At 43.6% G+C, this 11,380-nt stretch carries 13 protein-coding genes; 6 read left to right on the plus strand and 7 right to left on the minus strand.

Annotated elements, in window-relative coordinates; genetic code table 11:
• Positions 1-7: 7 nt before the first annotated feature.
• The 3 genes from sdhA to sdhC are packed head-to-tail and all read right to left on the minus strand — an operon-like array spanning position 8 to position 2,505.
• Entirely contained in the window at positions 8-1,774 is a 1,767-nt protein-coding gene (sdhA, locus tag ATG66_RS15590; protein ID WP_098416183.1) for a succinate dehydrogenase flavoprotein subunit, read from the minus strand.
• Entirely contained in the window at positions 1,775-2,119 is a 345-nt protein-coding gene (sdhD, locus tag ATG66_RS15595; protein WP_098416184.1) for a succinate dehydrogenase, hydrophobic membrane anchor protein, read from the minus strand.
• Complete coding sequence (gene sdhC, locus ATG66_RS15600) at positions 2,113-2,505, minus strand: succinate dehydrogenase cytochrome b556 subunit (protein ID WP_098416185.1); 393 nt, start codon at positions 2,503-2,505, stop codon at positions 2,113-2,115. The genes sdhD and sdhC overlap by 7 nt, the downstream gene beginning before the upstream one ends.
• Before the next feature lie 396 nt (positions 2,506-2,901).
• Here sdhC and ATG66_RS15605 point away from each other — a divergent pair, with 396 nt between their 5' ends.
• Entirely contained in the window at positions 2,902-4,191 is a 1,290-nt protein-coding gene (locus ATG66_RS15605) for a citrate synthase (RefSeq protein ID WP_098416186.1), read from the plus strand.
• A 108-nt stretch (positions 4,192-4,299) separates the two neighbouring features.
• On the opposite strand, the gene ATG66_RS15610 is transcribed toward ATG66_RS15605, so the two are convergent.
• The gene (locus ATG66_RS15610; protein ID WP_098416187.1) at positions 4,300-5,058 is read right to left on the minus strand and encodes a Nif3-like dinuclear metal center hexameric protein; all 759 of its coding nucleotides are present in this window, start codon (positions 5,056-5,058) and stop codon (positions 4,300-4,302) included.
• A gap of 141 nt (positions 5,059-5,199) precedes the next feature.
• Between ATG66_RS15610 and ATG66_RS15615 the strand changes: the two genes are divergently transcribed.
• On the plus strand, positions 5,200-5,964 hold the full coding sequence (locus ATG66_RS15615; protein WP_098416188.1) for a DUF1853 family protein: 765 nt from the start codon (positions 5,200-5,202) through the stop codon (positions 5,962-5,964).
• A gap of 74 nt (positions 5,965-6,038) precedes the next feature.
• On the opposite strand, the gene pgm is transcribed toward ATG66_RS15615, so the two are convergent.
• Together pgm and seqA are read right to left on the minus strand one after the other, a co-directional pair.
• Positions 6,039-7,685 (minus strand): phosphoglucomutase (alpha-D-glucose-1,6-bisphosphate-dependent), encoded by a 1,647-nt coding sequence (gene pgm, locus ATG66_RS15620; protein WP_098416189.1) that lies wholly within the window; start codon positions 7,683-7,685, stop codon positions 6,039-6,041.
• Between the two features lie 92 nt (positions 7,686-7,777).
• Entirely contained in the window at positions 7,778-8,320 is a 543-nt protein-coding gene (seqA, locus tag ATG66_RS15625) for a replication initiation negative regulator SeqA (protein WP_098416190.1), read from the minus strand.
• Between the two features lie 92 nt (positions 8,321-8,412).
• On the opposite strand from seqA, the gene ATG66_RS15630 reads away from it, so the two are divergent.
• From ATG66_RS15630 to fldA, 3 genes are all read left to right on the plus strand, one after another.
• Positions 8,413-9,180 carry an alpha/beta fold hydrolase gene (locus tag ATG66_RS15630; RefSeq protein ID WP_098416191.1) on the plus strand — a complete coding sequence of 256 codons (768 nt, stop codon included), beginning with the start codon at positions 8,413-8,415 and terminating at the stop codon, positions 9,178-9,180.
• A 112-nt stretch (positions 9,181-9,292) separates the two neighbouring features.
• Positions 9,293-9,514, plus strand: a complete 222-nt coding sequence (locus tag ATG66_RS15635; protein WP_098416192.1) for a DUF2788 domain-containing protein — start codon at positions 9,293-9,295, stop codon at positions 9,512-9,514.
• Positions 9,515-9,562: 48 nt separating this feature from the next.
• A complete protein-coding gene (gene fldA / locus ATG66_RS15640; protein WP_098416193.1) occupies positions 9,563-10,096 on the plus strand; it encodes a flavodoxin FldA in 534 nt (177 codons plus the stop codon).
• A gap of 48 nt (positions 10,097-10,144) precedes the next feature.
• On the opposite strand, the gene ATG66_RS15645 is transcribed toward fldA, so the two are convergent.
• Complete coding sequence (locus tag ATG66_RS15645; RefSeq protein ID WP_098416194.1) at positions 10,145-10,648, minus strand: DUF4442 domain-containing protein; 504 nt, start codon at positions 10,646-10,648, stop codon at positions 10,145-10,147.
• A gap of 199 nt (positions 10,649-10,847) precedes the next feature.
• Between ATG66_RS15645 and fcrX the strand changes: the two genes are divergently transcribed.
• On the plus strand, positions 10,848-11,297 hold the full coding sequence (fcrX, locus tag ATG66_RS15650; RefSeq protein ID WP_098416195.1) for a ferric iron uptake transcriptional regulator FcrX: 450 nt from the start codon (positions 10,848-10,850) through the stop codon (positions 11,295-11,297).
• The last annotated feature ends 83 nt before the right edge of the window (positions 11,298-11,380 follow it).

Raw genomic sequence — 11,380 nt, forward strand, 5'->3', positions numbered from 1 at the left:
TCCTCCCTTAGTATGTACGTATTTTCGGCGGGAAAGCGTCACGCAGAGTTGGCATCATGTTGACATCACGCTTCGTCATCGCCTCTGTTTCCGGATTGTAGATTGAGTGGCATAGCCAGTTCTCATCATCACGATCAGGGAAATCGAAACGAGCATGTGCTCCACGACTTTCTGTACGATAGTTAGCCGCGACAGCAGTAGAGAGCGCAGTTTCCATCAAATTGTCTAGTTCGAGACACTCAATACGCTGTGTATTGAACTCAGAAGACTTATCCGCTAAGTGTGCATCTTTCAGACGTTCACGAATCACTTTCAGCTCTTCTAGACCTGTTGCCATTGCATCGCCTTCACGGAATACCGAGAAACTGTTTTGCATGCATGCTTGTAGGTCTTTACGGATTTGAACTGGGTCTTCACCACCGGTGCTGTTCTCCCAACGCATAGTTCGTGCAAGAGAAGCTTCGATGTCAGACTCCGTCGCAGGACGCGCTTCCGCTTGTGCTGCTAACGTTTCACCAAGATGTAGGCCTGTTGCTCGACCAAATACGACCAAGTCTAGTAATGAGTTACCGCCTAGACGGTTTGCACCGTGAACCGATACAGAAGCAATCTCACCACATGCGTATAGACCTTGCACTTCCATCTCGCTACCGTCAGCCTTTTGCTTGATTGCTTGGCCAGATACTTGCGTAGGCACACCACCCATCATGTAGTGACAAGTTGGAATTACTGGAATTGGCTCTTTCACTGGATCAACGTGCGCAAAGGTACGAGACAGCTCACAGATACCAGGCAGGCGTGACTCAAGCACTTCTTTACCAAGGTGATCCAATTTCAACTTGATGTGTGGCCCCCAAGGACCATCACAACCACGGCCTTCACGAATTTCAATCATCATTGAACGTGCAACCACGTCACGACCAGCAAGGTCTTTCGCGTTAGGAGCATAGCGCTCCATGAAGCGTTCGCCATCTTTGTTTAGAAGGTAACCACCTTCACCACGACAACCCTCTGTTACAAGAACACCTGCACCAGCGATACCCGTTGGGTGGAACTGCCACATTTCCATGTCTTGCATTGGTACGCCTGCACGCAGTGCCATACCTACACCGTCACCTGTGTTGATATGTGCGTTTGTGGTCGACGCGTAAATGCGACCTGCACCACCCGTTGCTAGAATCGTTGCTTTTGATTTGAAGTAACAGATTTCACCTGTTTCCATACAAATCGCTGTACAACCCATCACCGCGCCGTCTTGATTTTTCACCAAGTCTAGTGCATACCATTCCGAGAAGATGGTGGTTTTGTGTTTCACATTTTGTTGATAAAGCGTGTGAAGAAGTGCGTGACCAGTACGGTCTGCTGCTGCCGCTGTACGTGCAGCTTGCTCACCACCAAACTCTTTCGACTGGCCACCAAATGGACGTTGATAAATTGAGCCATTATCAAAACGAGAGAATGGGAGACCCATTTTCTCCAGCTCGATAACCGACTCGGGGCCATTCTTACACATGTATTCGATTGCATTTTGGTCGCCGATGTAATCGGAACCTTTCACCGTATCATACATATGCCACTGCCAATCGTCCTTGTGCGAGTTACCTAAGGCAACAGTAATACCGCCCTGCGCGGAAACAGTATGAGAACGAGTTGGGAAGACTTTAGATAACAAAGCACATGACAAGCCTTGTTCTGAAATTTGTAGTGCAGCACGCATACCTGCACCACCAGCGCCGATTACCACGGCATCAAACTCACGAACTGGAATAGACACTTACGCACCCCACAGAATAAATAGACCAGAGAAGACATAGCCGAATAATACGGCAATAACACCAAGTTGAAGCGCACCGCGAAGCATAGAGCACTTAATGTAGTCAGTTAATACTTGCCACAAACCAATCCACGCATGAATCAGTATCGAAACAAGGGCCAACATGGTGAATACTTTAGTGAAGGTACCACCAAAGAATTGGGTCCAAGATGCGTAAGAGATATCTGAAAACGCGCAAAAGCTGATCAGATAAATCGTGTATAGCGTCATAATGATGGCTGTTGCACGAATCAATAGGTAATCATGAACACCATTACGACCAAATGAAGATACGTGTTTTACCATACCAAGATCCCCGCCAATAGTGATAATACTGCAGTTGCACCAAACGCGACTTTCGCGCTCATCATGCCAGAATCGAGCTCTTCAAAATGACCTAGATCCATCAACAGATGGCGGATACCGCCAGCAATATGGTAGGCAAGTGCAGTCAGGATTCCCCATAAGATGAATTTTACGAAGAAGCTATCGACGATGTCTGCGGCTTCCATAAAACCCATTGGGGATGACAGAGAAATGGACAGTAACCAAAGTAGTATACCCACCGCAACAAACGTAATTACCCCAGACACACGGTGTAGGATCGATGCGATTGCTGTGATAGGAAAGTGGATGGTCTGTAAATCTAAATTAACAGGTCTTGACTTTCTTTCTTTCACGGGCTTGCTCACTCAGCTCCATTGAGCATTTATTGTTATAACCAATTTCAGCTTCCAAACGTACAAAAGTTAACATCTGATTAACAACAATCACAGATAAGCACCACGATGATTGTAAACTATTTGTTAACCTACGGAGTCCAGCGACAAACCTCACTCTTTGTTTCTAGCCCCGAACTTATAAGGATTTAACTAAAATTTTCTAAGCCAATATACGGCGAGCAACATTCTAATACAATTGATGTAACAAATTATGCTACATAGAACAGATTTTTAACGATTTTCATGAGAAAAATCATAATAAGTGCACACAAAGATGGAGAAGAATTGACTTTAAGCCTTAACACCAGTACAAAAATGGCACATAAACATCCTGGACGGATTAAATAATAAACAAAGGAGATTGTTATGGCGGATAAGAAAGCGACCCTTCATGTTGAAGGTCAAGCGCCAATCGAACTGCCAATTATGGACGGTACGCTCGGTACACCTGTAATTGATGTTCGTAAGCTGGGAGCCAATGGTTACTTTACTTTTGACCCCGGTTTTCTTGCCACTGCATCTTGTGAATCATCAATCACTTACATTGATGGCGACAACGGTATTCTTTTGCATCGCGGTTTCCCGATTGATCAATTAGCCAATAACGCCGATTATTTAGAAGTGTGCTACATCCTTCTTTACGGTGAAGCCCCTACCCGAGAACAATACGAAAAATTTAAAACGACCGTAACTCGTCACACTATGGTTCATGAGCAAATCGCAAGCTTCTTCCATGGCTTCCGACGCGACGCTCATCCCATGGCTGTAATGTGTGGTGTCGTCGGTGCTCTGGCAGCTTTCTACCATGACTCACTTGACGTTAACAACAATAAACACCGAGATATAGCGGCCTACCGTTTGCTATCGAAAATGCCGACCTTGGCGGCAATGTGTTACAAATATTCGATTGGCCAACCATTTATCTACCCTCGCAACGATCTAAGCTATGCGGAAAACTACTTGCACATGATGTTCTCCAATCCATGTGAAGAGTACGAAGTTAACCCTGTTGTTGCACGTGCGATGGATAAAATTTTCACGCTACATGCGGATCACGAGCAAAACGCATCGACTTCAACCGTACGCTTGGCTGGTTCATCTGGTGCTAATCCATTCGCTTGTATTGCCGCGGGTATAGCCTCACTTTGGGGCCCTGCTCACGGCGGTGCAAACGAAGCCTGTTTGAGAATGCTAGAAGAAATTGGCAGCGTCGATAACATCCCTGAATATGTCGCTCGAGCAAAAGACAAAGATGACCCATTCCGCTTGATGGGCTTTGGTCATCGTGTTTACAAAAATTACGACCCGCGTGCAACAGTAATGCGCGAAACGTGTCACGAAGTTCTTAAAGAATTAAACATCAGCGATCCATTGCTTGATGTGGCAATGGAACTAGAGCGCATTGCACTATCAGACGAATACTTTGTGTCGAAGAAACTATATCCAAACGTAGACTTCTATTCTGGTATCATCCTGAAAGCTATCGGTATTCCTGTGTCGATGTTTACAGTAATCTTTGCGATTTCTCGTACCATCGGTTGGATTGCTCACTGGAACGAAATGCACAGCGATCCACTGAACCGTATCGGTCGTCCTCGTCAGCTTTACACTGGTGAAACGCAGCGTGAATTTTCACCACTTCACGAGCGCGAATAATCATTCAGTTTGAATGATAGATGATAAACAAAAAGGGTTGAGATAGGCATCTCAACCCTTTTTGTTGTTTTAATCAATGTAAGCCCTCGACTTCGACGCTGCGCGGTATTAAACCGGATTATCAATATCAATAAACACTACGTCTATCCCGTACTCAGCCGCCAACCACTCACCGAGCGCCTTAACACCATATCTTTCTGTTGCGTGATGACCCGCCGCAAAATAGTGAATACCCATCTCACGTGCGGTATAGGTTGTGCGCTCAGAAATTTCACCGGAAATAAAGGCATCTAATCCATGTTGTACGGCCAGCTCAATGAAGTCTTGCCCTCCGCCAGTACACCAACCGACAGTTTCAATGATTTTATCGACATGTTCAGGGGCAATATGTAAAGGCTCTCTATTAAGCACTTGATTTATTTTATTTGCAAATTCAATGCCATACATCGGCTTTTTCAAACGCCCCCACATCGCGACTGACTGAGGATGTGCTTCTAAACCACCTACTACGTCAATTTCTAGCAAACGCGCAAGTTCTGCGTTATTTCCCAATTCGGGATGAATATCTAGTGGGAGGTGATAGCTGTATAGATTGATATCATTTTTGATCAAACTACGTATTCGCTTGCCTTTCATACCACGAATTGGCTCAGGTTCTCCTTTCCAGAAGTACCCGTGATGGACTAATAGTGCATCGGCGTTGATCTCAATGGCTTTATCAATCAAGGCTTGAGACGCGGTTACGCCAGTGACAACTCGTTTTATGGCTGATGTCCCTTCTACCTGTAATCCATTTGGGGCATAGTCTTTAATTGACTGTGGTGACAGTTTGTCAGTAAGAACCTGTTCTAGCTTTAAATTATTCATTATCTATCACTTCCAATTTGTAGCGCGTACCTCAAAGTGTATCTCGAACCTTGATCGCGATGCTAGCCACCCTGTCCTCATAACTAAATTTAGTTACAATAGTACGGCTTATCATCTCTTCAACGCTGTTAAGGAATATGGATGAATCAACTGCAACGCTTTTATCAATGGATCGTTTCTTCGCCGCCACTTTTTCAGTTGTGCCTTCCATTTGCAACCTTAGAACATTTATCTATTACACCTCTAGATAACTCTGAACAATACCATGGCAATCCGAGGTTGGGATTTCTATATCAACATTTGTGTACGTCTGCTCTCGTCAGCTCAAATCGCTATCAACTTATCGCAGAAGAAATCCAGCTAAATGACGCCAATGGTAGAACAATTGGTGCGATAGACTTGATGTTAAAAAATAAAGAAGACGACCGATTAGAACACTGGGAAGTCGCGATTAAATTTTATCTTCTACATAAAGGGATCTGGTACGGTCCAAATGCTCACGATCAGCTGCATAAAAAGCTTGATAGAATGCTCACCCACCAATTGAAAATGAGTGAACGGCCTGAGTTCCAACAAATTCTTCCGTTAGATACTTCGCCTGAAAAGCGTTTATTAATGCAAGGCCGCCTTTATATCAACCCTTTTTCTGCTGAATCAACGCCAACAGAATGCTTAGGCTTTGAGCTAAATCCAAGTCAGATTAATGGCTATTGGTGTTATCAAAGCCAGTGGGAGTTAATCGGCAAATCACTGTATCACTTACATAAACCTTATTGGGCGATTGGTACAGAAGATTTCTCTCACCCTATTGAAAAGCCCTTAAACCGATTTGTGCATGCACAAACAGAGGACGGTCAATTCTGGTTTGTAGTGCCGGATTCATGGCCAGAGAATAACGCTACTTAGTACTCTTAAAAAGTAAAAGGGTTGATGCTTTGACATCAACCCTTTGCTTTATGTAGTTACAATCTGATTGCTTCTTACAGACCTGCTTCGGCAAATACTTGATTCACAATTTCTTGCGCTTCCGCTTCAATTTGTTTGAGGTGTTCTTCACCTTTGAAGCTTTCGCAGTAAATTTTGTAAATATCTTCAGTGCCCGATGGACGCGCAGCAAACCAACCGTTTTCAGTGGTGACTTTTAACCCACCGATCGCAGCCCCGTTACCAGGCGCATGTGTTAGACGAGCCGTAATTGGATCACCCGCTAATGTTTCTGCAGAGACCATTTCTGGCGACAGTTTCTTCAGCACGTCTTTTTGCGGACCATTTGCTACCGCTTGGATTCGATTGTACTTCGACTCACCGTGCTTAGCGGCAAGCTCTTCGTAGTACTCTTGAGGGTTCTTACCTGTTACTGCTGTAATCTCAGCAGCAAGCAAACAAAGCAGGATACCGTCTTTGTCTGTTGACCAAGGCGTACCATCTTTACGAAGAAAAGATGCGCCTGCACTCTCTTCACCACCAAAGCCAAACTTACCGTTGTAAAGGCCATCAACAAACCATTTAAAGCCTACAGGCACTTCACAAAGCTCACGACCTAGGTCAGTTACTACACGATCAATAAGAGCACTTGATACCAGTGTTTTACCAACGGCAACGTCTTTGCTCCACGCATCGCGATGACGGTACAAATAATCGATACATACTGCTAGAAAGTGGTTCGGGTTCATCAAACCTTTTGGCGTTACAATACCGTGACGATCGTAGTCAGGATCATTACCAAACGCCAAATCGTATTCATCTTTCAGAGCGAGCAGTCCTGCCATTGCGTATGGAGAAGAACAGTCCATACGCACTACACCATCTTTATCTAACGACATGAATTGGAAAGACGGGTCAATAGCTTCGCTCACTAGGGTTAAATCTAAGTTGTATGCCTGACCAATTTGACGCCAATAGTCGATACCACTTCCACCCAGTGGGTCTACACCTATTTTCAGGTTTGCCTTTTGAATCGCTTCCATATCGATAACGTTCACTAGATCATCGATGTATGGTTTTACTAAATCCATCTCAACAAACAAATCAGATGCTTTTGCCTCTGCTAGAGGAAGACGTTTGACCTCTTTTAGACCATCAGCAATTAACTTATTGGCTCGATCTTCAATCGCTTGTGTCAGCTCAGCTTCCGCTGGACCACCATGAGTTGGGTTATACTTGATACCGCCGTCTTGTGGTGGGTTATGAGAAGGTGTGATCACAATACCATCTGCACTTTCAACATGTTTGGTGTTATACGTCAGGATCGCATGAGAAATGCCTGGCGTTGGTGTGTAACCATTATTCTTCTGAACGATGACTTTTACGCCATTTGCAATCAAAACTTCAATCACGCTTGAAAAAGCAGGCTCAGAAAGTGCGTGAGTATCTTTACCGACAAACAGTGGCCCTGTCGTTCCCCGCTGGGCACGAACTTCAGCAACCGCTTGAGCAATAGCCAAAATGTGGTTTGCATTAAATGTATGCTTATCTGCGGTACCACGGTGACCCGATGTACCAAATTCAACCTGATGTTCTGGGTTCATCGCATCAGGTTGAAGCAAGAAATAATTGGCAACTAATGCTGGAATATTGTGAAGATCTTCCTGCTGCGCTTTTTGCCCAGCACGAGGGTGTATAGCCATGTTTGACATCCTTTCTTCTAAAAATAGTAAAATTAAAAAAGCCCCATAATATCCACTAATTGCGGTACATTATGAGGCTTCTATCAGGTTTCTTAGATTGAACCTGTTACTTTTTCTATTAACTCAGATTGGAAACCCATGTGTGCCATCACTTGTTCAACCATCTGTCTTTTACGACTGGTATTGTTGTTCGTGATTACCCAAAATGGCGTGCCAGGAATGGCTTTTGGCTTGGTCGTATTACCGTTTGCCAATAAGGTTTCTTCATTATTTGCAAAGTAAACGCGCTTGCGCCCCTTCACATTCGTAGCCTGAGCGAACCCTTCTGGATTTAATTGATGTAAGGTCGATAGTACTAAAATAAAGCGATCAATCGCTTTATTTAGAGCGGCAAACTCATCAGAAATTAGCAGCGAACGCATTTCTTTCACTACATCAACCAATTCTGTTTTACCCGCATCTTTACTTACTACAATCCCTTGTGGCTTTTCTACTACAGGAGCGGCTTCAGCTTCCTGCAACTGACCATCAAGGTTTAAAAGGCGTCGCAAAATATCCGAGGCACTTTCACCGATATGCTGAGTCTGGCCAGCAATGTAACGGTATAGATCCTCATCAACCTCAATTGTTTTCATTCGCTTTTCACATTCTCAGTGTTTAAACTCTGGGGGATTATAACGAGATCCTCTCGGATACTCCACGTTAAACCCATCACGAATAAGATAAAATGTCAGCATTACTCCATTATAAGCAGGAAGGCCAAGGCCAAACAGTTGTTTTGATTCACGGATTGTTTGGTAGTTTAAGTAATCTGGGCCTACTAGCTCGTGACCTTATAAAAGATCACTCAGTGATCAGTATCGACCTACGAAATCATGGCCTCTCTTTTCATTCTGATACCCATAATTACAATGAGATGGCAAAAGATGTGGCGCAACTCCTACAATACTTAAATGTTGATCCATCTATTGTTATTGGGCATTCAATGGGTGGAAAGGTCGCGATGACACTGGTGGAGATTGCTCCAGAGCTCGTCAAACAGTTGGTCGTACTCGACATGGCTCCGGTCGCTTATACGACAAATCGCCACGACAACGTGTTCAACGGTTTACATGCCGTTATCAAAGACAGTCCTGCCAACCGTCAACAAGCGATGGATATTCTTGCTCAACATATTGACATTGATGCTGTGAGGCAATTTCTTTCTAAATCTCTTTACAAAAATGGCGATAAAATGGACTGGCGGTTCAACGTACAAAACCTTTTTAATAATTACACAGAAATTATTGGCTGGCAGGAAATCATTCCCACAGAAATACCAACACTGTTTGTCAAAGGTGGTGATTCCGATTACTTAATGCCAGAGCACCAACCAGCGGTACAAAAGCAGTTCAAGCAAGCGAAAGCACATATTATCGCTAACACAGGTCACTGGTTGCATGCAGAAAAACCCGCTGAAGTAATGAGAGTGATACGGAAATACATTTCGAGTTAACAAATTCGGAAAGCAACGATAGATTATTGAAATAACCCTTCTTGTAGTGCATTAACTTTACCGTTTAACAGTGGTATAGTTCGCCCAAGAATTTTCGGCATGAAGGGCTAAAATGCTTTACGACTATATGGATATGCTCGAGTCTATTGGGCTCGATCTTCTTTTTGCTGCTATCTTCTTTTTCATCGGGATGGCGATAAAAGATGTGCTAAAGCAAGGCAATGTACCTGTTTTTGGTCGTCGTATTGTATGGTTAGTCCTTTTCCTAGGCTGTGCTGGTTTTGTGGCAAAAGGTGTAATTCAGCTAACTTGGGAAGGCTCAGGGTTAGGTTAAACCCTCAGTACCATCGCCAATAACAAACAATGTAAAGGTATAGACTCTATGGCAAGTGTAGGTATCTTCTTCGGTAGCGACACAGGTAATACTGAAGCCGTTGCAAAGATGATTCAAAAGCAACTAGGTAAGCACTTAGTTCACGTTCAAGACATCGCAAAAAGCAGCAAAGAGGACATCGATAACTTTGATCTTCTTCTTTTAGGTATCCCAACTTGGTACTACGGCGAGGCACAATGTGATTGGGATGACTTCTTCCCTGAGCTTGAGCAGATCGATTTCTCTACTAAGCTAGTGGCTATCTTTGGCTGTGGCGACCAAGAAGACTACGCAGAATACTTCTGTGATGCGATGGGTACAGTACGCGACATCGTTGAGTCTAAAGGTGGGACAATCCTTGGCCATACGTCAACTGACACCTATGAATTTGAAGCATCGAAAGCACTTGTTGAGGGTGATGAGAGCCAATTCGTAGGCCTATGTATTGACGAAGATCGTCAACCGGAACTGACGGACGAACGTGTAGAGAACTGGGTTAAACAGATTTACGAAGAAATGTGCCTAGCAGAACTTGAAGGCTGAGTAAGCATTTTGAAGACCTCCACTTGGAGGTCTTTTTGTATGCACTTATTACAGAGCATTGCTGAGTTCTTCCTCTTCACGATACTGCGGTTTCTTTCTTACATAGAGCTTGCGCTGAACCTCAGACACGACATTACCCTGCTTATCTTTGACATGAGTAATAAACTCCGGAAAGCACTTTTCTCCATTGCGTGTTATTTGATAAATATCTTCCAGCATCCCTTCCGTAACTTCAAAATCTGCAAATAAATCACTCACCCCCGGCTTGATAAAATTGATGCTCGCCTGTTTATCCCACACGTAATATTCTTCGCGTAAAATGCCCATCAACATAAGTGAATAAATTGGATCAGTGAGGGAGAAAATACTGCCACCATATTGGGTCCGATTGGCATTTTTATTCCACCAGCGAAGCTTCAAACGCACCTTCACTGTTCGAAAGTCGTCAGAAATATGTAAGATTTTAATTCCAGCTCCCCAGAATGGGGGCCAAATATTCAACGAGAGTTTTACAATCCCTGGTTTGTATACCTTTGCAAGTCGCTTATTCATTACGATCCGTGCCCTCTCTAAGCTCATGTTATAAATTTGTAACTGGTCAGATCTGTAATATAATCGACGAGTTTCCAATTTACAAAAAGAATCTATTAACCCTTTGAAGTTCGTGGTTTAATGTTCTCAGCGCTTATCCTATAATGGTAATCAGATTAAATTCTGTTAAATCGCTGCAGATGATCCAACGGGAAAGTATATGTCAGATAATAATCAGGCGCTGAAGGATGCGGGTTTAAAAGTAACCCTTCCAAGGCTAAAAATTCTAGAAGTACTTCAGCAGCCAGACTGCCAGCACATCAGTGCTGAAGATTTGTACAAAAAGTTGATTGACCTAGGTGAAGAAATTGGCCTAGCAACTGTTTATCGAGTTCTCAACCAATTCGATGATGCTGGTATCGTAACTCGCCACCACTTTGAAGGTGGTAAGTCAGTCTTCGAATTATCGACTCAACATCACCATGATCACCTAGTTTGTCTAGACTGTGGTGAAGTTATTGAGTTTTCTGACGAAGTAATTGAAGAACGTCAACGTGAGATTGCAGCTAAGTACAATGTAACGTTAACCAATCATAGCCTATACTTGTACGGTAAGTGTCGTGACGGTGGTTGTAAAGACAATCCAAATGCACACAAATCAGCAAAATAATTGCTTATAGACTTAAAATGAACGTCAGCTACTGCTGGCGTTTTTTGTTTCTTACAATCTATAAATATGATTCCGATAATAAA

The organism is Vibrio sp. ES.051 (genome assembly GCF_002563795.1).
Taxonomy (GTDB): domain Bacteria; phylum Pseudomonadota; class Gammaproteobacteria; order Enterobacterales; family Vibrionaceae; genus Vibrio.